Below are 20,627 nucleotides of genomic sequence, written 5' to 3' on the forward strand. Positions count from 1 at the left end.
AAATATACATCATCTAAAGAGGTGAAGATCATGAAAAGCTATCTATATTTAGAGAATGGTTCCGTCTTTGAAGGGGAACTGCTGACTAAATCTACTGAAAAAACGATCACTGGAGAGATTGTCTTTTTCACAGGAATGACCGGATATCAAGAAGTGTTGACAGATCCTTCATATAAGGACCAGATTGTCATCTTCACATACCCGCTAATCGGAAATTACGGAATCAATGAACATGATTTTGAAAGTAAGAAGCCGCATGTTGCCGGTGTGATTGTATATGAAGGGAATATGAGCCATTCCCATTATCAGGCTGAATATTCACTTGGTGAATATTTAGACAAGTGGAACATCCCTCTTTTAAGCCATGTTGACACAAGAGCGGTCGTTAAGAATATAAGACAGGAAGGTTCCATGCAGGCAGTCATCACAGCAGAAGAAAAATATACTGTCGCACCCGGCCTGATTGGTTTATCAGCCCATGTAGCTGAGGTATCCACAAAGGTTATCGAGAGCTTTGGGGAAGGCGACAAGCACGTTGTGATGATGGATTTCGGTTATAAAAAATCCATATTGGATTCATTGGTCGAGCAAGGCTGCCGAGTCTCTGTCGTACCATTCGATACGGAATTCGAGCAAATCAAGGACTTGAAGCCAGATGGCATTTTGCTTTCAAATGGGCCTGGGGATCCAAAACAGCTTGAATACCTCTTAGGAAACATTAAAAAGATCATTACGAATTTTCCAACGATGGGCATCTGCCTCGGTCATCAATTAACGGCCCTTGCCTTAGGCGGAAATACAAAAAAAATGCTGTTTGGACATCGCGGTGCGAATCAGCCCGTGGTCGATTTGAAAACGAAAAAGGTGTATATGAGTTCTCAGAATCATAGTTATGAGGTTGATGAACCGAGCCTGCAAGGAACATCACTGCAGGTGAGGTTCAGAAACGTGAATGATAACACGGTTGAGGGGCTCATGCATGAAGACTTGCCAATCTTCACTACCCAGTACCACCCAGAGGCTAATCCAGGACCTATCGAGAGTTCATTACTATTCAACGACTTTTTACAAATGATAAATGATTATAGCGGGAGAGAAAAAGCTTATGCCTAAGGACGACACGATACAGACCATTTTAGTGATTGGTTCGGGGCCGATTGTCATCGGGCAGGCCGCCGAATTCGATTATGCAGGTACACAGGCCTGCCTTGCTTTAAAGGAAGAAGGATATAAAGTCATACTGGTCAACAACAATCCAGCAACGATCATGACTGATGATATGAATGCGGATGCTGTCTATTTCGAACCTTTAACAGTTGATGTACTGGAAAAGATCATTTCCAAAGAAAAGCCGGATGGCCTGCTCGCTACATTAGGCGGTCAAACAGGATTGAATCTTGCTTATCAATTGGATGATGCTGGAGTACTTGAAAAATATAATGTCAAATTATTGGGAACCCCGATCGATTCCATCAAAAAAGGGGAGGATCGTGAACTGTTCCGTGAGTTGATGTTTGAAATAGGTGAACCCGTTCCCGACAGTACGATTGTCCATACACTTGAAGAAGCGCTGGCTTTTGCCGACAAAATCGGTTTCCCCATCATCGTTCGTCCCGCTTATACACTCGGCGGAACTGGCGGTGGTATTGCCGATTCACTGGACATCTTTAAGGAACTTGTACGGGGCGGACTTCAAGAAAGCCCGATTACACAATGCTTGATTGAAAGAAGCATAGCTGGTTATAAGGAAGTCGAATATGAGGTTATGCGAGATGGAAACAATACGTGCATTACCATCTGTAATATGGAAAATATCGATCCGGTAGGGATCCATACAGGTGATTCGATCGTCGTGGCACCATCACAGACTTTATCGGACGATGAGTTTCAGATGCTGCGTGCCGCATCCATTAAAATCATTTCTGCTTTAGGTATCATAGGCGGCTGTAACATTCAATTTGCCCTTGATCCGAATAGCAAGCAATATTATTTAATAGAAGTAAACCCGCGCGTCAGCCGTTCATCGGCACTGGCTTCCAAAGCAACAGGCTATCCGATAGCACGCATTGCCGCAAAGCTCGCTGTCGGCTACGATTTATCGGAACTCATCAATCCAGTAACGAAAAGCACATACTCAAGCTTCGAACCTGCTCTTGACTACGTAGCGGTGAAGTTTCCGAGGTGGCCATTCGATAAATTCACGACCGCCAACCGCAAATTGGGAACACAGATGAAGGCGACTGGTGAAGTGATGGCTTTACACCGCAGCTTTGAAGGGGGAGTTCAAAAGGCCGTCGATTCTTTGGAATTGAAAACGATTGGGCTGCAGCTATCATCGCTGAAAAATAAATCGGTTCCTGAACTTTGGGAAAAGCTTGCCGAAAAATCCGATGAACGAATATTTGTCATTTTTGAAATGCTTAGAAAAGGCGTGACGATTGAAGAAATCCATGAAGCGACAGCCATAGATTATTTCTTCCTTAAATCCTTTGCGTCATTGATCCATTATGAATTTGAGATTGAATCTAAGGCAATCGATCAGGTAACAAAGGAAGAACTGCAGACATACAAGGAAAAGGGCTTTTCCGACCGCTATCTTGCTTCCGTATGGAAAGTAAGTGAGATGGAAGTGAGAGCACACCGCAAATCACTGGGCCTTACGGCTGTCTACAAAACGGTTGATACATGTGCAGCGGAGTTCGAATCACATACGAACTATCACTATTCAACATATTTTGGTGAGAACGAACAGAAAAAAACTGATAAAAAGAAAGTCTTGATGATTGGCAGCGGTCCGATCCGCATCGGGCAGGGAATAGAATTTGATTACTGTTCGGTTCACGGTGTTTATGCACTCCAGGATGAAAATGTTGAAACGATCATGATCAATAATAATCCGGAAACGGTAAGCACGGATTTTGCGACGGCAGATCGCCTTTATTTCGAACCGTTGACTCTTGAATATGTTCTTAATGTAATAGAAGCGGAAGATATTAAAGATGTTATCGTCCAATTTGGTGGGCAGACTGCGATAAACCTGGCAAAAGGCCTGGAAGAATACGGTGTCAATTTGTTGGGGACCTCCTTCGATACACTTGATCAATTAGAAGATCGTGATCGTTTTTATCAGCTTCTTCAAAAACTGGATATCCCGCATGTACCGGGTTCTATGGCTAATGGTGATGAACAATTAATTGCAAGTGCAGAGGCAATCGGCTTTCCGGTGCTTTTACGCCCATCCTATGTAATTGGCGGCCAGGGAATGGAAATCATCCGCTCCAAGGAAAGCTTGTTGAATAGAATGGCAAATGGAACGGCACTTGTCTATCCAGTGTTGATCGATTCCTATATTCCAGGAAAGGAAGCCGAAATCGATTTGATTGCGGATGGAAATGATGTATACATTCCCATCATTGCCGAACATATAGAGAAAGCAGGCGTCCATTCAGGGGATAGCATGGCATTATTGCCAGCTCAATCCTTAACGGATGATATCAAAGATAAAATGACCCTTTATGCTAAAAAACTAGTTAGTGAACTTGGTTATAAAGGACTTATGAACATCCAATTCGTGATTGAGGGAAATAGTGTTTATGTATTGGAAGTGAATCCTCGTGCAAGTCGGACAATTCCAATCATCAGTAAAGTGACCGATGTTTCCTTGGTGCAAATAGCGACAAAAATATTGCTTGGGAAATATTCATTGTCGAACGCGTTCGAAAAAACGGGCTTAATGGATGAAATTCCATATGCAGTCGTCAAATATCCCGTATTCTCTACATTTGCACTAAGCGGACTTGATTCGAAAGTAGGTCCGGAAATGAAATCAACGGGTGAAGGGATCGCCATCGGGGAAACGGTAAATGAAGCTTTGACAAAAGTATTCCATGCTCAAAAAGCTAAACATACTACTGGTGTTTATCAATCAGAATCTGTCCAATTAAGTGAAGATTTGTTAGACCAAATCAAAGAAGCAGGTTTGATATTGGGGAATTCGGATTTTGATAAATGGTTAAATGAAGGAAATGCGGCGGTAGTTTTGGCATATGGAACGACAGAGGAAGATAAGAAGCTAAGGTTACTTGCAGCGAAATACCGACTGCTTGCATTTACGGAAGAAGAGACGTTCAAGGCCTATCTACAATCGGTAGAAAATGCTGATCCAGGGGTGAACTCACTTCAGGAATGGCTTGTACCATATTCGAAAGGAGTGTCACACGTATGAGTTCAATGACGGCACCGACACAAGCGAAGATTTTAAATGGAAAAGATTTTTTGACCATGAAGGAGTCTACACCAACGGCAATTGCAGATTTGTTAAAACTGGCGCAGACCATTAAAGGCAAATTGCAAGCTGGTGAAGAATATACGCCTTTAAAAGGCAAAACGCTGGGGATGATCTTTGAAAAATCGTCTACCCGTACCCGTGTTTCTTTTGAAGTGGGCATGATGCAGCTTGGCGGACATGCTTTGTTCCTGAGTGGCAATGACTTGCAAATTGGACGTGGTGAAACTATTTCCGATACTGCAAAAGTCCTTTCTGAATATATTGATGGCATCATGATTCGTACCTTTGAGCATGAGAAAATCCTGGAATTGTCAGAAAATGCTTCTATCCCAGTCATCAATGGGTTAACAGATCTTGCCCATCCTTGTCAGGTGCTTGCTGACTTCTTGACGATCATCGAGATAAAAGGGCAGCTAAAAGGCTTGAAGATGAGTTATATCGGTGATGGCAATAATGTCGCCAATTCATTAATGGTAGGCTGTGCAAAAATGGGAATGGATTTTTCCATTGGATGTCCTGACGCCTACAAACCTGATGAAAAGGTCGTCGCATATGCTAAAAAAGTGGCAGAAGAGACTGGCAGTGAAATTTTGGTGACAACCTCAGCTTCGGAAGCAATAAAAGATGCAGATATCGTCTATTCCGATGTTTGGACCTCCATGGGGCAGGAAATAGAGAATGGTATTCGCTTGGAAGCTTTTAAAGATTATCAAATAAATGGTGAGCTAGTTAAACTTGCTAAAGAAGATTACTTATTCATGCATTGCCTGCCTGCACATCGGGAGGAAGAGGTTACGGCTGAAGTCATCGATGGACCTAATTCCGTCGTTTTTCACCAAGCCGGAAATCGTCTCCATGCCCAAAAGGCGGTCCTAGTGGACTTAATGTCTTAACCAAAAAAAGGCGTCTGCTCTCTGAGCGGACGCTTTTTTGATTCAAGCCGCTTTCCTAATTTTTCTGACATGAAAGGAAGGAACCTGGTAATAATAACAGGGAAAGCATGTAAAGGGGTGAGATCTATGGGGCAAAATCGTCAATTTAAGCCAGGTCAGAAGGCTCCGAATAATGGGACCTACGTAGAAATCGGTGAAACGGGCAGTACGGTAGTGAATCCGAAAATGGTAAAGCTTGATGCAGGGGATTCTTTTCCTGAAACATCCAATCATAACCGGATATGGACATATAAGCGGAAGCCATGAAACATCTAAAAGCAGGAAAAAGGAATGATCGCAATCCTTCTTCCTGCTTTTTTCTATTCAGCGGAATAACCGAATATATTCGAGATTTCCAAACAGCACTTCCTTAAATAATGGCTTAAAGGATCTTCATAATGATCAGGAATGCTCTCAGTGAACCCAACGGCAGTGATCGCCCCCAATAATTCCGAATTATAATTAAAAACCGGAATGGACATGGATGAAACGGATGGTACAAGTGGCTCTTTGGCAAAAGCTATTTTGTATTTCCGAATTTCATCATATTCATTTGTTTCTTTAAGGAACAAGCCTGTAACATTACGATCTTTTTCAATCCATTCCGCAGTCAATGAAGGATCCTGAAATACAGTGAATACCTTTCCGGAAGAGGATGATGGCGGGAGTCGCGTACCTAACTGTGCCCCGATGTTTAAGTTTTGGTTGGAATTCCATATTTTTGCAGTTATTGGTCCGTCGTATGTCCAAACGGAAAAAAGGACCGTGCAAGAAGTATGATGACTGATTTCCTGTAAATAAGGAGTTATTCTGCTCGTTACATCCTCATTTCCTATCGCTGCCATTCCGTATTGAATCAATTTGCTCCCAAGATGATACATACCGGTTGTCTTATCTCGATATAGTAGCTCCAGTTGAGTCAAAGTATTCAAATACTTATAGAGGTTACTTTTCGTTATCTCCGTTAATTCCTGTATATCAGAGAATCTTAAAGGAGTTCTTTGGGAAGCAAGTAAATCTATGATGCTCATCCCTATTTGCAATGATTGAATCGTCGAACCGGATTTTACGATTTCCATAAATCAATCTCCCTAATCTGTTTTAATTTAGGTCTAGTATATCAGAATGTGTAAAATATAAATGAAAATTAGCAGAAAAACCGCCGGCTGCTTGAATCTATCAATATCCTTTTCTATTAAAAAAATAACTTTAGCGCAGTTTTTATTGATTCCGAAGTGCTGATAATGGTGTAGATGATAACATTTGTACAAAAATTTGCAATACTTTCTTGACAATATTCCGAAAATTGAGTTATCATTTATATAAATAGTGAACAATGTTATCTATAAGTGAAATTAAGAAGATGTACAGTCATTCAAATACTGGTATGTGAAGCGAATCCAGCTGAAACAGGATGGTGGCATCAAAAAGAGGTATTAAAAAAATCCAGATAAATAAAGGAGAATGAAATATGAAATTAGTAACTTTCAGCAGTCAAGGCTTTAAACGTATTGGTGCAATTTACACGAATAATGTAGTAGTTGACTTGAACTATGCCTATCAAGCGCTTCTTGAAAGCGAAGGGAAACTTCGCAGTGAACAAATTGCTGACGCGTATGTCCCTGCAACAATGGAGGAGTTTTTACAGGGAGGGAATGAAAGCCTTTCCAGAGCGCGAAAGGCTGCGGACTACGCTATTAACAATCGTGATTCCTTCAGACATAAATTGGTACATGAAATTGAAAATATAAAGCTTGAGGCCCCTGTCCAAAAGCCAAGCAAAATTATTTGTGTCGGACATAACTACCGTGAGCACATTGCTGAAATGGGGCGTGAACTGCCGCCATTCCCTGTGGTATTCGCAAAGTTCGCCAATACAGTAATCGGTCCCCAGGATGATATACCGTTTTTCCCAATCTCTGAACAACTGGATTATGAAGCGGAATTCGCTTTTGTAGTCGGACAAAGGGCACGTAATGTTTCTAAAGAAGATGCTCTTGATTATGTAGCTGGTTATACAATTGCGAATGATGTCACTTACCGTGATATCCAGCGGCGCACACTTGAGTGGCTACAAGGGAAAACGGTTGAAGGAAGCGCTCCGATGGGGCCTTGGTTAGTCACTTCCGATGAACTTTCCGATCCATCTGGCTTAAATGTCCGATTAACGGTAAATGGTGAAGAACGCCAAAAAACGAATACATCCAACTTCGTATTCGATGTGAAGTATCTAGTTGAATTCTTATCGAACTTAATGACTCTTGAACCAGGTGACATCGTCCTCACAGGAACACCGGGTGGGGTAGGAGTAGCACGTGATCCACAAGTGTTCTTAAAAGATGGTGACGTTGTCAAAATCGAAATAGACAAAATAGGTTATCTTGAAAACCGTGTGCGACGTGTCGGGGAGGGAAAATAAAATGGCTTATCAGGAAATCGGGACATCAATCCAATCGGTTCAACAATCAATCGACCACATTCTTGAGACAGCGGCAAACCTACCGGAAGAAACGATTCGATTTAAACCAGCAGAGGATGAATGGTCAATCATGCAGATACTTTCCCATTTAGCTGAAGCCATTCCTTATTGGTTAGGTGAAGTGGAAACTGTAATAGCGATGCCAGGAGCCGAATGGGGGCGTGGATTGCAAGATCCAGCCCGTTTGGCAGCAGTCACCGATACAGACAAACTTGCTTTCGAAGATGTCATGAAGCAAGTGGAGGAGCTTAAATATAAAGTGGAGAGCAGTCTCGGGAATTTAGATGAAGAAACACTATCCAAAGAATCGCCACACCGGAATTTCGCTAAATTCGGAAACAAACCAGTTTCTTATATTGTCGATCACTTCATCGATGAGCATGTTTCAGGACACTATGATCAAATAAAGCGAAATCTTTCTAAAATCCAGTGAGGCAAGATAAAAAAGAAAGTAGGGATTAATATGGCTGAAAAATCGGAATACATGAATAGTACAATCGTAAAAGATTTTACAAAGGATATTCAGCAGTATAACCTTGGGCCGCTGTGGGAAGCCATTCCCGCTCTGATGGACCATGAACCTAAACCTCATGCGCATGCTTATTTATGGAAAGAAGAGCTTTTGACAAAAAAATTGATGGAAGCAGCTGAAATATTCACACCTGACCGAGGTGGGGAGCGCAGGGCCATTTATTTTCAGAATCCTGGACTCACTTATCGTCAGCCTTGGGGATGGGCTTCGACAACACAAACGCTATATGCAGCGGTCCAGCTATTGCTGCCAGGTGAAGTGGCCCCTTCCCACCGTCACTCCCAAAGTGCACTTCGTTTCATCACGAATGGTGAAGGTGCCTACTCCATCGTGCAGGGAGAAAGGATCTTCATGGAAGAAGGAGATTTCTTGATCACGCCTAAAAACCTATGGCATGGTCATGGACATGTTGGCAATAAACCGATGATTTGGATGGATGCCCTTGATATCCCAACCATCTACTCCATAGGCGGCACCTTCTTTGAACCATATCCTGATCGGATTGAAACGCCTAAACGGCCCGATAATTTTTCAGAGCTCCGTTATCAAGGCGGAATGGTTCGTCCAGTATCCGACCGTTATTCACAAGTGGCACCGCTTGCCAACTACAAGTGGAAAGGGACCAAAGCAGCGATAGAAGGATTAATGAATTTCGAACCGGACCCATATGATGGTTTCGCCGTTGAATATATCAATCCATCAAATGGCCAAACGGCCAATCCGACGATGGGGGCATGGATGCAGAAGCTTCCGAAAGGTTTCCATACGAAAGCACATCGCCATACCCATTCCACAATATATCAAGTGCACCAAGGATCAGGCTATACGGTCATTAATGGAGTGCGCTTTGACTGGTCCAAGGGAGATTATTTCGTCGTTCCAAATTGGGCATGGCATGAGCACGTTGCAGAAGCGGATTCTTACTTATTCTCGGTAAACGACCTACCAATAATGGAGAGATTCGATTTGGAGCAGCAACAGGCATTAGACGCAAACAATGGTTACCAAAAGGTTGAAAGTGAATTCAAGCCTGTTTTGGTTTGAAAATAATCTGTATGGAATCTTCAGCTTAGGTCCTGATGAATATATGGAATGCCAGTCGAATGAAAACGCTTACTGTGTGTGGTCCGCAACATTGGCTAATAGCAACTAATATAGGGGGAATTTATGATGTACACAGAAAATAAACCATTCATCGTTATCGGTGGGGGAATTGGCGGATTGGCAACTGCTTTAGGAATCGCAGAAACAAAACAGTATGTAAAAGTCCTTGAACAAGCTCCCGAGTTTGGCGAAATCGGTGCAGGCATTCAGCTCGCAGCAAATGCCACCAACGTCTTGCAGCGTTTAGGCGTCATGGATAAAATCAATGAAATTGCAGTATTTCCAAAAAGGTTGGTGCTGATGGACGCATTTTCCGGAAAAGAGCTTTCCGCTTTGGATTTAGGTGATGTTTATAAAGAAAGATATGGAGCTCCATATGTTGTTTTGCATCGGTCCGATTTGCATAAAGTACTGGCTGAAGCATGTGAAAAGAACCCGTATATCGAACTGGTTACGAATCAAACCATTATTGAGACAGTAGAAAATGAAGGTGAAGTGACGGTTACTTCTGCCAACGGGTCCCAACATTCAGGAACTGCTGTCATTGGAGCCGATGGATTATGGTCCAAGGCACGGAAACTTTTTGTGGAAGATCAGCCGGTCTGCTCACAATATGTTGCATACAGGGGAGCGATCCCGATGGAAGAGGTTACGAGCCATGGAGATTTAGATGATGTTTATATGTGGATTGGCCCAGACCTTCATCTTGTTCAATATCCGGTTAGAAGGGGAGAACTGTACAACCAAGTAGTGGTCTTCAAAAGTTCTCAATATACGGAAGAAAACGAAAAAACAGATCAATGGGGAACCCCGGAAGAAATGGACCGTGTGTTTGCCGGAACTTGTGAGCTTGTTCAGAATGCGATTTCATTCATTCAAAGGCAACGCCGTTGGCCAATGTATGACCGTTTACCAATTGATAATTGGACAAAAGGAAGAATTACGCTTATGGGAGATGCGGCACATCCGATGCTTCAATACTTGGCACAAGGAGCTTGCCAGGCTTTAGAAGATGCAGCTTATTTGTCGGATATGCTTCATAAGCATGGGAATGACATTGAACAGGCATTTTTGGAATATCAAGAGGAACGCATACCGCGCACGGCTAATGTTCAATCGAGCGCAAGAATGTGGGGGGAAATCATCCACAACACGACCGATGCAGGCATTCTGCTCCGAGATACGATCCTTGCAGGTCGGACGGATAAGGATTTCCAATTCATCGATGAATTTCATGGTTATAATAAAACGGCCGTGAAAGCATAATCCGTTTTGTTTCATCCATGCATCTAAAAGTTAAAACAAAGATGATTGGAGCGGGTTTACTAGCCCTCGCAGGCGTAAAGGCGCCAAGGGGGCTCCCGGACCGCCCGCGGAAAGCGAGTGCCTGGATAGGAAATCAACCAAATTGTACAAACGGAAAAAGCCTTTCTTCTATATGAAGAAGGGTTTTTTCCGTTTGTCTTCCATACTCCTGCATTTTTAGTAACTTTTCTTTACATGGGGAAAATTAGAAGTATAATGAAAATATAAAGGTCAAATTTGGTCAAACTGAGTGGGGATTCGTTCATGATATAGATGAATGGGAGGTTTTAAGATGGATATTAATAAAATGACGGAGAGAACCCAACAGGCGTTCATCGGCGGCCAGGAGCTAGCCAAAGATAGAGGGAATCCCGAGCTGACGGAGCTTCATTTATTAAAAACATTAATGGAACAGGATGAAAGTTTATTAATCAGGATTTTATCGGAATCTGGTAAACCGATGAATCTATTTGATATAGAGCTAAATAAGGAACTGGATCGATTACCGGAAGTGAGCGGGAGTGTTTCCCAGGTTTACATGTCATCCTCCCTGCAGCAAATGTTGACGGCTGCCGAAAAGGAAATGCAGATGTGGGAGGATGAATACTTATCTGTCGAACATATACTCCTTGCGTCGCTGCAGGACAATAAAACGAATGTGAACAGGCTTTTTTCATCATATGGAATTGATTATGATAAAGCAAAACAGGTAATAAACGATATAAGGGGGAATCAGCGAGTGACTAGTCAAAATCCTGAAAGCACTTATGAAGTACTGAAAAAATACGGGAGAGATCTCGTTGCTGAGGTTAAATCGGGGAATGTCGACCCCGTAATCGGCCGTGATACGGAAATCCGTAACGTCATCCGGATCCTTTCACGTAAAACGAAAAATAATCCTGTATTAATAGGAGAACCCGGAGTAGGTAAAACAGCCATCGTCGAGGGGCTGGCACAAAGAATAGTCAGGAAGGATGTGCCTGAGGGATTAAAGGACAAGACCGTTTTTTCACTGGATATGAGTGCGCTTGTCGCTGGCGCCAAATTCCGCGGTGAATTTGAGGAACGCCTAAAAGCGGTCTTGAATGAGATCAAGAAGAGTGACGGTAAAATTCTATTATTCATTGATGAATTGCACACAATTGTCGGTGCAGGAAGAACGGATGGCGCCCTAGATGCCGGAAATATGTTAAAGCCGATGCTTGCACGCGGTGAGCTGCATTGTATCGGTGCAACGACCCTTGATGAATATCGGCAATATATTGAAAAGGATCCGGCTCTGGAACGCCGTTTCCAACAGGTTCTGGTTCCCGAACCGGATGTTGAAGATACGATTTCAATTTTGCGGGGATTAAAGGAACGGTTTGAAATTCACCATGGCGTCAGGATACACGATCGGGCGATCGTTGCGGCCTCTGTCCTTTCGAACCGATATATAACGGAGCGATTTTTACCGGATAAAGCAATAGATCTTGTGGATGAAGCATGTGCGATGATCCGAATGGAAATCGACTCAATGCCATCCGAGTTGGATGAAATCACGAGAAAAGTCATGCAACTTGAAATTGAAGAGGCCGCCTTGAAGAATGAGGAGGACCCTCAAAGCAGGGCGAGACTGGAAGTGCTTCAAAAAGAACTATCAGAACTTCAGGATCAAGCGAATAGCATGAAATCGAAGTGGCAAATGGAGAAATCAGCGCTTCAAAAGGTGCAGGATCAACGTGAAGAGCTTGAGAAATTGCGTCATGAACTGGAACAAGCAGAGAATGACTATGACCTTAACCGGGCAGCTGAACTTCGGCATGGAAGGATTCCGCAGCTTCAAAAAGAATTGGACGCAATGGAAGACGAATTGGAAAAGGAAAAACAGGAATCACGATTGCTTCGCCAGGAAGTGACGGAGGAGGAAATTGCCTCGATTGTTGCAAGGTGGACGGGGATTCCGATTAGCAAGCTGGTGGAAAGTGAAAGGGAGAAGCTGCTTCGCCTATCTGATATCCTTCATGAACGCGTAATAGGTCAAGGAGAAGCGGTGGAACTCGTATCCGATGCTGTTTTAAGAGCAAGGGCTGGAATTAAAGATCCAAACAGACCAATCGGCTCATTCATTTTTCTTGGGCCAACGGGTGTAGGTAAAACCGAATTGGTAAAAGCTTTGGCAGAAACGTTATTCGATAGTGAGGAACATATGATTCGAATCGATATGTCGGAATATATGGAGAAACATTCCGTGTCCCGCCTTGTTGGTGCACCTCCTGGATATGTTGGATTTGAGGAAGGCGGCCAACTTACGGAGGCTGTTAGGAGAAACCCATATTCAGTCATATTATTGGATGAGATTGAAAAGGCGCATCCGGAAGTCTTCAATATTTTGCTGCAAATGCTGGATGATGGAAGGATAACAGACTCCCAAGGAAGAACAATCAACTGTAAAAATACGGTGATCATCATGACTTCCAATATCGGTTCCCATTTCTTATTGCAGTCCAACCGGGTGGATGGCGGCATTGAAGAAGAAATAAAAGATCAGGTCTTTAAAGAGTTAAGAGGGCATTTCCGTCCGGAATTTTTAAATCGCGTTGATGACATTGTTTTATTCAAACCTCTGACGAAACAAGAAATCGTTGAAATCGTAGATAAAATGGTTCATCAATTACAAGTAAGGTTAACTGAACAAAATATAGTCCTTAACGTCACTGAAGCGGCTAAGGAATTCATTGCGGACCAGGGATATGATCCGGTATATGGGGCAAGACCGCTGAAGCGATTCATCCAAAAGCATCTGGAAACGAAAATCGCCCGTAAAATCATTGCCGGGACTGTTGAGATTAAAGAAGGAATAACAATTGATCATGATCATGATGAATTGGTTCTCATATAAAAACGTTGAAATGTAGTTTACCAGTAAGCAAAGTACGGTATAACAAAAAGGACATCCTATAAAGGATGTCCTCTTTTGCTTCTTAATGTTGATGAGAGTCTTTAGCTGGCCCAGCAGGCAAGATAGCAGGGATGATAAGAATCAGGATAGCAGCAGCTAATCCTAAAATAGTTCCCTGCGCAGCATCGTATGAAACTCCGATCATGGAAGAAACAACATATACAGTCATATGCACTAATAAGAATGTCCAAAAAATTGACCAAGCATAACGCATCGAATTTCACCTCATTCCACTACATTCATTTTTATCTTACCATAATTAATATACAGTTAAAACGTGTTTTTAATAATAACCTTTAAATAATCCAATACATTAAATAATAAGAGAACTTTTTCAGGCAGACTAGTTGGTTTCAAACTTCAAAAGGGAAATCATACGGAAAAAATAAAAGCAAAAACTCCGTGCTTGGTTAATTTAAGATAAGAAGTTAGGCGTTTCCACTGACCCTTTCTATTTTTCGTCATAAATTAATATAGTAGTAGTAATATTCCTTAAAGGAGTTTGAACGATGGAACAACGAACTTTTCAAATTGATGACCAATGGAATATCATCTATTATCCAGAGCGGCCCAGTGGTTTTTCCGTAATGGTAATTGGAGACCGTAGTCATTTTGTCGAAAAAGACAGCAGCTTTTGGCTGCAGCATCCTGGCAGGCTGCAGATATTGGAATATTTAAAGGAATACGGATACACCCTATTTTCATCCAATTTTTACGGAGCCAACTGGGGCAGTCCTAAAGCACTCGAGCTTTCCCTTAACCTATATATTCTGTTCATGAAAAAAGAAATAGTCAATCAAAGGGTTCATATATTGGCAGAGGGGACAGGCGCGCTCCTTGCCTTAAAGTTAATGAATGAACTTGGAAATAAAATACGGTCCGTCGTGTTGATAGACCCGGTTTTTTCCTTGAAAGCACAACTGGAGAAAGAAAAGGAAAATAAGTTCTTCTATAAAAAGTGGCTGTCCGAGGTCGCTGCTGCATATGAGCTCGATCCGGCAGAATGTGCACAGCATATACAGGACACTGAAGATTCAATGATCGCAGAGAATATCCCCATGAAAGTGATTCAGGTTTTTGGAAGCTTACGGAAAGAGCAAGCCTCCCTTTATCGGCAAATCCAGCTGGCTAGAAAAGCGGACTTGCAGCTGACGTATATATTGCCCGAAAAACGTTATAAAATCCCCTATCAAATACAGAAGTTTTTCAATGAGAATGAAGAGACTTTATGAGAAGAGATATATTTTTACAATAGTTTGCATACGATACAGCATCTAAAAAAACTAGACGTGCCGGGTGAAGTGGGCTTGATGGCATACGAGGAGGCTGTATTTATGCAAACAAACATTGTAATTGGCACTTATCGATTCGTGGGATTCTATGTGACTCAATTCTTTTTGAACCAAGGTGAAGAAGTAATCGGAATCGATTGGGATGATTCCGAAGCAAGTCAATATATTAAGGAAGAAAAGGAACTTGAAATAGGCAGGAATTCAAATTATTTATACTTTCCGATAAATAAACTTAAATTATTGGATATTTCACAGCAGGACACGGTGTTCATATCTTGTTACGATATTAAAAGCGGAAAAATGGACAAAATCGATTTTGTAATAGGAGAAATCGTTTCCTTCATCGAGAAATGCAAAAAAAATGGCAAGAATGAAACGCCAAATTTCGTTCTTTTCATGCCCATTGAAAAAGAGGTCGGTATATTTCAGTCGATATTAAGCTTGATTCGTGAAATGGATTCTGCAAAAATCATATTTTTACCGACGATTTATGGACCTTGGCAATCGGAAGGCATGAGCTTTGAAGCTGGAATCAATCAGCTTGGACAGTCTGATATCAAAGCGGCAATTGCTGCCGAATATAACGGAGATGCTCTCTACATCACTGATTTTGTAAATGCTTTGGAAGCGGTGCTTGCCACAAGTTCCGATAGGGACATCCAATTGTGCAGCAGTATCGACGATCATTGGGATAAATGTGCCAAGTTAATATTTGGTGAAAGTATGGATTCATTCACTTCAACAACAAAAATCAATAAAGGAACAATATTTGAAGTGCAATGCAAAATGGAACCGGAAGAAGGCATTGCATTACAGAGAAAACATAATAAACGATTAAACTTACTTAAAACGTGGAGAAAGCGTGATTGACATTTTTGTTATTCGGGAAGGACAAAACTGTATATTTGCCTCTAATCTATATGTCTTGTACTATAATGTTCAAGGATAGGAATTACATCAAAAGATATTCATGATTTTATATGTACGCCCTTTACGAAAGGGTTCAGTGGAATTATGATAATATTGAGCTTATTTTGGCATCAAAATGATCAATTGATGAATATTCAAAAGATAGGGGGAAATGCGAATGAGTTCAGATAAAACTCTTGAATTTATGGGAATCGCCATGAAATACTTCCCAGAGGCTAAAGCGAAGCTTGAAGCAAGCGGGATTCCATTCTCAATGGAGATGGCAGAGCCATTCATGGAGCTCTTTAAAAGCGTTATGCAAGAAGCTTATGAGCTTGGTAAACAAGATGCTCAGCGTTAATTAAAGGCAGGCTGTCCGTTAAAAGGGCAGCCTTTGAATTTTTTTATTCTTTTTTCAAGAACTTGGCGATCAAGGGGCTCAGATTGATTTTATCAATGGTCGGTTTGTATTGACTGTATAAGCCCATCAATGTTTCAACGCTCGCCATCAATTGCATGTAATCAACCTGCGCTTCCTCTTGCTCCGGTTCATTTTTCCTGCCAAACATCAAATTAGAAAAATGATCATCCGTGTTTCTTTCTCGGTTGCGATTGAAGATGTCCAAAATGAATTCCTCCTATTCTCCTTTTATTTATAATGTATGTCCCAAATTTCCCTTGGCATAGGCGCTTGTCCGACTTCCGAAAGAGATTTCTTTAGCTTTTCAAATTGTTAACTCTTGCAAGGAAGTCTTTTTTTATATAAAATTAGTACCAGGTAATAATAGATGATTATAATAACTCATTAAAATATAAGGGGATGGCAAGATGAATGCTGGAATACTAGGGCTTGGCCGCTACTTACCCGACAAAATCGTTACAAATGCGGACCTAGAGAAAATTATGGACACTTCCGATGAGTGGATTCGGACTAGGACGGGTATTGAGGAAAGAAGAATTGCCAAAGATGATATTGATACATCAGATATGGCCTATGAAGCCGCAAAAGCTGCATTGAAAAATGCGGAAATTTTGGCTGAAGAGATAGATTTAATTCTTGTAGCCACTGTTACACCGGATCAGTCGTTTCCTTCAGTCGCTTGCATGATTCAAGAGAAATTGGGAGCGATGAAGGCAGCAGCAATGGATGTAAGTGCTGCATGCGCCGGTTTTATGTATGCAATGATCACGGCACAGCAATTTATTAAGACAGGTGCATATAAGCATGTGCTGATTGTCGGTGTTGAAAAACTTTCGAAAGTAACCAATTGGGAAGACCGCAATACTGCTGTACTTTTTGGTGACGGAGCTGGTGCAGTTGTACTTGGACCTGTATCTGAAGGCAAAGGAGTCCTTTCCTTTGAATTAGGCGCAGATGGAACCGGTGGGAAGCACTTATTACAAGAAGGAGATTTCATTCATATGAATGGCCGTGAAGTATTTAAATTTGCTGTCCGTCAGATGGGTGAATCCAGCCTGGGTGTCTTGGACAAAGCTGGTTTGACTAAAGAAGATGTGGATCTGCTTGTCCCGCATCAAGCTAATATACGAATTATGGAAGCCTCTAGGGAACGCTTGGATCTCCCGCTTGAAAAAATGACAAAAACGATTCATAAATATGGAAATACTTCTTCAGCGTCCATTCCAATGGCCCTTGTGGAAGAAATGGAAGCAGGAAGAATCAAGGATAATGACTTAATCGTCATGGTCGGTTTTGGTGGTGGCCTTACATGGGGAGCGATCGCTCTTAGGTGGGGTAAATAAAAGAAGAAGCAAAACGTAAGAGCTTTAAAAATAGGAAGGAGCCATTTTTAAATGACTAATCGCCGTGTAGTTGTAACTGGTATTGGAGCAATCTCTCCAGTTGGTAATGATGCAGAAACTGGATGGAAAAATATAATCGAGGGGAAATCGGGGATAGGACCTTTAACTCGTTTGAATGCTGAAGAATATCCCGTTAAAGTGGCTGCTGAAATCAAGGATTTTGATATAGAAACATATATAAATCGTAAAGAAGCACGCAAAATGGACCGTTTTACCCATTATGCAATTGCAGCTTCCGTTATGGCATATAATGATAGCAAGCTGGAAATAACCGATGAAAATGCTGCACGTGTTGGGGTCTGGATCGGTTCGGGTATCGGCGGGCTGGAGACACTTGAGACACAGCATGAAAACTTTTTAAACAGAGGATACAAACGTGTAAGCCCATTTTTCGTACCAATGATGATTCCGGATATGGCAGCTGGCCAGGTTTCTATCTTACTGGGTGCAAAAGGAATCAATTCATGTACGGTAACAGCCTGTGCTACAGGAACTAATTCAATTGGTGATGCGTTTAAAGCCATTCAGCGGGGCGATGCCGATGTGATGATTACAGGCGGGGCCGAAGCGCCAATCACAAAAATGTCGGTTGCAGGCTTCTGTGCAAATACGGCTTTATCGACAAACCCTGATCCACAAACGGCTAGCCGTCCTTTTGACCTTAACCGTGATGGTTTCGTAATAGGCGAAGGAGCTGGAATCATCGTTCTGGAAGATCTTGAACATGCATTGAATAGAGGAGCCAAGATTTATGCTGAAATAGCTGGCTATGGCTCAACTGGAGATGCCTTCCATATTACCGCTCCGGCACCAGGTGGAGAAGGCGGGGCAAGAGCGATGAAAATTGCAATCGAGGATGCAGGTTTGAATCCGGAAGACATCCAATATGTGAATGCCCACGGAACGAGTACGCCTTACAATGACAAATACGAAACGATGGCAGTCAAAGAAGTCTTTGGCGACCATGCTAATAAACTTGCAATAAGTTCCACTAAATCGATGACGGGCCATATGTTAGGGGCAGCAGGCGGTGTGGAAGCGATTTTCACGATTCAGGCAATCAGGGACAGCATTTTGCCTCCAACCATCAATATTGAAACACCAGACCCTGAGTGTGATTTGGACTATGTCCCGAATCAAGCAAGGAAGGGCGAAATCAGTGCAGCCATCAGTAATTCACTTGGATTCGGTGGGCATAACGCAACTATTCTTTTCAAAAAATATCAATAAGTTTGAAGGAAGAGCAGATCTTTAGGGATTTGCTCTTTTTATGTTGAAGGGAAAATTGCAAATACAAGGGATATAAAATGTGTCAACCGCCTTCATTAAATCATACGATAGTCAATAGAAGCGGAGGTGTATGGGAAATGGGAGTTATTTCAACCAATGAATGGATGAAGAAGGATTTCAACCGCCCGGTCCAGATGATGGAAAGAGTTAAAAGTACATTCAACAATACCCTTGATGCGGACATGATTTATCACCATTTATTGAAGCATGGCATGTATTCGCCGAATCAAAAAACAAAACAAACATGGGAAGACTTAAACGAAAATAATGTCTGGGAAAAAACACAAAGCTTGTTTACAGCTTATAAGAAGCTATGGGGTGGGCCTGATGTTCCCATATATATTTTTCCGCTGATGTCTTCAGGGATATGGAATAAAAAAGTTGAAACGAAGTCAGGGCTGGCATTTAAAGATAAACTATTCCTTTTTTACGGAAAGGGGATAGCAGAAAAGGAAATGGAAGCGCTGTTGATTCATGAATATCATCATGTTTGCCGTCTGCATCATTTGAAAAAGGACCAAAAAGAATTCACTCTCCTGGATACGATGATCATGGAAGGACTGGCGGAAAGAACGGTGGGGAAATATTTAGGAACAAAATTTTTAGCAAATTGGACTAAGTTATATCAGGAAGATAAACTAAGAGAATTTTGGAGCAAGCATTTAGAGGAAAAGCACACGATAAAACGTACAGATCCTCTTCATGATACACTTCTGCTCGGGATGAAAGGATATCCATATATGCTTGGATACTGTAGTGGCTATTACCTGGTGAAAAATTCTGAGAAACTCTCTGTGAAAAAATCGTTCATTATTCAATCTGAAGAATTCCTATCTAAAAAGAGTTAATATATACGTTCTTTTTTTCTTAATCTGTTTTCTAGAATAGGAATAAATTGTATGGTTCCTGCCTATACTGATTGACAAACAGAAATTTGTTTAAGTGAGGGATGAATGATGCTATATCTTCATGATGTATGGGTTAACTGGTTTGAAGGAGAAGAAAACGGCTATAATATTTGTCATTTTCATGAATGGAGGAAGGATGACGGGATCGAACTACTAGATCAAGTTCCTTTGTTGAAAGTGTCATCAACATTGTTCCACTACATAGAAAACGACTTGTCAGAATTACCTAAGCCACTGCTGAATGATGTATATCAAAAAGCATATGCAAGGAAAAATCATGAACGAATTCAGCTCGACTATTGTTTTATCGTGACTGACGGAAATGGAATCTTAGCTGTTGATACGATAGGGTATCATATTCCGATTAGGAAAAGCAGAATAATTCCTCGGCAGGAACAAATTGTTTATGACATGATAGAAAACCATGATGAGATGGATTACACCTTTACTGAAAAACCTACATCTGAGAAAGAATATCATATTTTGTCGCCGTCTCCCTTATTCATGAACGGTTTGACAAGAAAAGAAAGACAGCTTAAGCAATTGCTATTCATGGCCATGGACCAATTATTCACGGCGAAAAACACTGCTGAAATCCGCTATTGGTATACAGAATGGGCTCCTGAGAAATATGAAAGCATTCAAGAAATGGATTTTCAGATAGCTTGGCTTGAATTATATGAAGAAATGAAGGAAGGCTGGTCAGAGAAGCATCTTCAACTTTGTGAAAACCTTGTGAAGGGGCAGCCTTTTTTTGAAAAGCTGTGGCAAGTGGAGGCTGGCGATAGCCCATCGATATTATGAAAAAAAGACGATCCGTTGA

19 protein-coding genes are annotated in these 20,627 nt (G+C 41.7%); 16 read left to right on the top strand and 3 right to left on the bottom strand.

Annotation, left to right across the window (positions count from 1 at the left end; all coding sequences use genetic code 11):
• The first annotated feature begins 30 nt into the window (after nt 1-30).
• From ACIROD_RS12945 to ACIROD_RS12960, 4 genes are all read left to right on the top strand, one after another.
• Nucleotides 31-1,113 carry a carbamoyl phosphate synthase small subunit gene (locus ACIROD_RS12945; protein ID WP_101224127.1) on the top strand — a complete coding sequence of 361 codons (1,083 nt, stop codon included), beginning with the start codon at nt 31-33 and terminating at the stop codon, nt 1,111-1,113.
• Entirely contained in the window at nt 1,106-4,225 is a 3,120-nt protein-coding gene (locus tag ACIROD_RS12950; RefSeq protein ID WP_260356928.1) for a carbamoyl-phosphate synthase (glutamine-hydrolyzing) large subunit, read from the top strand. The genes ACIROD_RS12945 and ACIROD_RS12950 overlap by 8 nt, the downstream gene beginning before the upstream one ends.
• Nucleotides 4,222-5,181 (top strand): ornithine carbamoyltransferase, encoded by a 960-nt coding sequence (gene argF, locus ACIROD_RS12955; RefSeq protein ID WP_048686903.1) that lies wholly within the window; start codon nt 4,222-4,224, stop codon nt 5,179-5,181. The genes ACIROD_RS12950 and argF overlap by 4 nt, the downstream gene beginning before the upstream one ends.
• Nucleotides 5,182-5,307: 126 nt before the next feature.
• Nucleotides 5,308-5,487, top strand: a complete 180-nt coding sequence (locus tag ACIROD_RS12960) for a YjzC family protein (protein ID WP_034314546.1) — start codon at nt 5,308-5,310, stop codon at nt 5,485-5,487.
• Between the two features lie 53 nt (nt 5,488-5,540).
• Here ACIROD_RS12960 and ACIROD_RS12965 read toward each other — a convergent pair whose 3' ends face one another.
• Nucleotides 5,541-6,299: an IclR family transcriptional regulator gene (locus ACIROD_RS12965; protein ID WP_402941347.1), complete on the bottom strand. Its 759-nt coding sequence runs from the start codon at nt 6,297-6,299 to the stop codon at nt 5,541-5,543.
• A gap of 392 nt (nt 6,300-6,691) precedes the next feature.
• Between ACIROD_RS12965 and ACIROD_RS12970 the strand changes: the two genes are divergently transcribed.
• The 5 genes from ACIROD_RS12970 (at nt 6,692) to clpB (ending at nt 13,521) form a co-directional block, all read left to right on the top strand.
• Nucleotides 6,692-7,639, top strand: a complete 948-nt coding sequence (locus ACIROD_RS12970) for a fumarylacetoacetate hydrolase family protein (protein WP_402941351.1) — start codon at nt 6,692-6,694, stop codon at nt 7,637-7,639.
• 1 nt (nt 7,640) lies between these two features.
• On the top strand, nt 7,641-8,132 hold the full coding sequence (locus ACIROD_RS12975) for a DinB family protein (RefSeq protein ID WP_402941354.1): 492 nt from the start codon (nt 7,641-7,643) through the stop codon (nt 8,130-8,132).
• Nucleotides 8,133-8,162: 30 nt separating this feature from the next.
• Nucleotides 8,163-9,275, top strand: a complete 1,113-nt coding sequence (locus ACIROD_RS12980; protein ID WP_402941357.1) for a cupin domain-containing protein — start codon at nt 8,163-8,165, stop codon at nt 9,273-9,275.
• Between the two features lie 126 nt (nt 9,276-9,401).
• The gene (locus ACIROD_RS12985; RefSeq protein ID WP_101224121.1) at nt 9,402-10,601 is read left to right on the top strand and encodes an FAD-dependent monooxygenase; all 1,200 of its coding nucleotides are present in this window, start codon (nt 9,402-9,404) and stop codon (nt 10,599-10,601) included.
• A gap of 331 nt (nt 10,602-10,932) precedes the next feature.
• Complete coding sequence (gene clpB, locus ACIROD_RS12990; protein WP_402941360.1) at nt 10,933-13,521, top strand: ATP-dependent chaperone ClpB; 2,589 nt, start codon at nt 10,933-10,935, stop codon at nt 13,519-13,521.
• 82 nt (nt 13,522-13,603) lie between these two features.
• Here the strand turns inward: clpB and ACIROD_RS12995 are convergent, their stop codons facing one another.
• Complete coding sequence (locus ACIROD_RS12995; RefSeq protein ID WP_402941362.1) at nt 13,604-13,795, bottom strand: YjzD family protein; 192 nt, start codon at nt 13,793-13,795, stop codon at nt 13,604-13,606.
• A gap of 295 nt (nt 13,796-14,090) precedes the next feature.
• Between ACIROD_RS12995 and ACIROD_RS13000 the strand changes: the two genes are divergently transcribed.
• From ACIROD_RS13000 to ACIROD_RS13010, 3 genes are all read left to right on the top strand, one after another.
• Nucleotides 14,091-14,813, top strand: coding sequence for a hydrolase (locus ACIROD_RS13000; protein ID WP_402941365.1), 723 nt, complete (start codon nt 14,091-14,093; stop codon nt 14,811-14,813).
• Nucleotides 14,814-14,915: 102 nt separating this feature from the next.
• The gene (locus ACIROD_RS13005; RefSeq protein WP_402941368.1) at nt 14,916-15,743 is read left to right on the top strand and encodes a Rossmann-fold NAD(P)-binding domain-containing protein; all 828 of its coding nucleotides are present in this window, start codon (nt 14,916-14,918) and stop codon (nt 15,741-15,743) included.
• 217 nt (nt 15,744-15,960) lie between these two features.
• On the top strand, nt 15,961-16,143 hold the full coding sequence (locus ACIROD_RS13010) for a ComZ family protein (protein ID WP_034314525.1): 183 nt from the start codon (nt 15,961-15,963) through the stop codon (nt 16,141-16,143).
• A gap of 43 nt (nt 16,144-16,186) precedes the next feature.
• Here ACIROD_RS13010 and ACIROD_RS13015 read toward each other — a convergent pair whose 3' ends face one another.
• Nucleotides 16,187-16,408, bottom strand: a complete 222-nt coding sequence (locus ACIROD_RS13015; RefSeq protein WP_230177390.1) for a hypothetical protein — start codon at nt 16,406-16,408, stop codon at nt 16,187-16,189.
• Between the two features lie 202 nt (nt 16,409-16,610).
• Here ACIROD_RS13015 and ACIROD_RS13020 point away from each other — a divergent pair, with 202 nt between their 5' ends.
• The 4 genes from ACIROD_RS13020 (at nt 16,611) to ACIROD_RS13035 (ending at nt 20,608) form a co-directional block, all read left to right on the top strand.
• Nucleotides 16,611-17,546: a beta-ketoacyl-ACP synthase III gene (locus ACIROD_RS13020; RefSeq protein ID WP_101224116.1), complete on the top strand. Its 936-nt coding sequence runs from the start codon at nt 16,611-16,613 to the stop codon at nt 17,544-17,546.
• Nucleotides 17,547-17,597: 51 nt separating this feature from the next.
• Nucleotides 17,598-18,836 carry a beta-ketoacyl-ACP synthase II gene (gene fabF, locus ACIROD_RS13025; protein WP_101224115.1) on the top strand — a complete coding sequence of 413 codons (1,239 nt, stop codon included), beginning with the start codon at nt 17,598-17,600 and terminating at the stop codon, nt 18,834-18,836.
• Between the two features lie 137 nt (nt 18,837-18,973).
• Nucleotides 18,974-19,744 (top strand): DUF2268 domain-containing putative Zn-dependent protease, encoded by a 771-nt coding sequence (locus ACIROD_RS13030; RefSeq protein ID WP_260356932.1) that lies wholly within the window; start codon nt 18,974-18,976, stop codon nt 19,742-19,744.
• 108 nt (nt 19,745-19,852) lie between these two features.
• A complete protein-coding gene (locus tag ACIROD_RS13035; RefSeq protein ID WP_034314514.1) occupies nt 19,853-20,608 on the top strand; it encodes a YjbA family protein in 756 nt (251 codons plus the stop codon).
• Nucleotides 20,609-20,627 lie beyond the last annotated feature (19 nt).

The organism is Peribacillus sp. NPDC101481 (assembly GCF_044767165.1).
In the GTDB taxonomy this organism is placed as follows: domain Bacteria; phylum Bacillota; class Bacilli; order Bacillales; family DSM-1321; genus Peribacillus.

Coding starts and splice junctions, on each gene's coding strand:
- ACIROD_RS12945 (WP_101224127.1), top strand. CDS start 31: ATGAAAAGCTATCTATATTTAGAGAATGGTTCCGTCTTTGAAGGGGAA.
- ACIROD_RS12950 (WP_260356928.1), top strand. CDS start 1,106: ATGCCTAAGGACGACACGATACAGACCATTTTAGTGATTGGTTCGGGG.
- argF (WP_048686903.1), top strand. CDS start 4,222: ATGAGTTCAATGACGGCACCGACACAAGCGAAGATTTTAAATGGAAAA.
- ACIROD_RS12960 (WP_034314546.1), top strand. CDS start 5,308: ATGGGGCAAAATCGTCAATTTAAGCCAGGTCAGAAGGCTCCGAATAAT.
- ACIROD_RS12965 (WP_402941347.1), bottom strand. CDS start 6,299: ATGGAAATCGTAAAATCCGGTTCGACGATTCAATCATTGCAAATAGGG.
- ACIROD_RS12970 (WP_402941351.1), top strand. CDS start 6,692: ATGAAATTAGTAACTTTCAGCAGTCAAGGCTTTAAACGTATTGGTGCA.
- ACIROD_RS12975 (WP_402941354.1), top strand. CDS start 7,641: ATGGCTTATCAGGAAATCGGGACATCAATCCAATCGGTTCAACAATCA.
- ACIROD_RS12980 (WP_402941357.1), top strand. CDS start 8,163: ATGGCTGAAAAATCGGAATACATGAATAGTACAATCGTAAAAGATTTT.
- ACIROD_RS12985 (WP_101224121.1), top strand. CDS start 9,402: ATGTACACAGAAAATAAACCATTCATCGTTATCGGTGGGGGAATTGGC.
- clpB (WP_402941360.1), top strand. CDS start 10,933: ATGGATATTAATAAAATGACGGAGAGAACCCAACAGGCGTTCATCGGC.
- ACIROD_RS12995 (WP_402941362.1), bottom strand. CDS start 13,795: ATGCGTTATGCTTGGTCAATTTTTTGGACATTCTTATTAGTGCATATG.
- ACIROD_RS13000 (WP_402941365.1), top strand. CDS start 14,091: ATGGAACAACGAACTTTTCAAATTGATGACCAATGGAATATCATCTAT.
- ACIROD_RS13005 (WP_402941368.1), top strand. CDS start 14,916: ATGCAAACAAACATTGTAATTGGCACTTATCGATTCGTGGGATTCTAT.
- ACIROD_RS13010 (WP_034314525.1), top strand. CDS start 15,961: ATGAGTTCAGATAAAACTCTTGAATTTATGGGAATCGCCATGAAATAC.
- ACIROD_RS13020 (WP_101224116.1), top strand. CDS start 16,611: ATGAATGCTGGAATACTAGGGCTTGGCCGCTACTTACCCGACAAAATC.
- fabF (WP_101224115.1), top strand. CDS start 17,598: ATGACTAATCGCCGTGTAGTTGTAACTGGTATTGGAGCAATCTCTCCA.
- ACIROD_RS13030 (WP_260356932.1), top strand. CDS start 18,974: ATGGGAGTTATTTCAACCAATGAATGGATGAAGAAGGATTTCAACCGC.
- ACIROD_RS13035 (WP_034314514.1), top strand. CDS start 19,853: ATGCTATATCTTCATGATGTATGGGTTAACTGGTTTGAAGGAGAAGAA.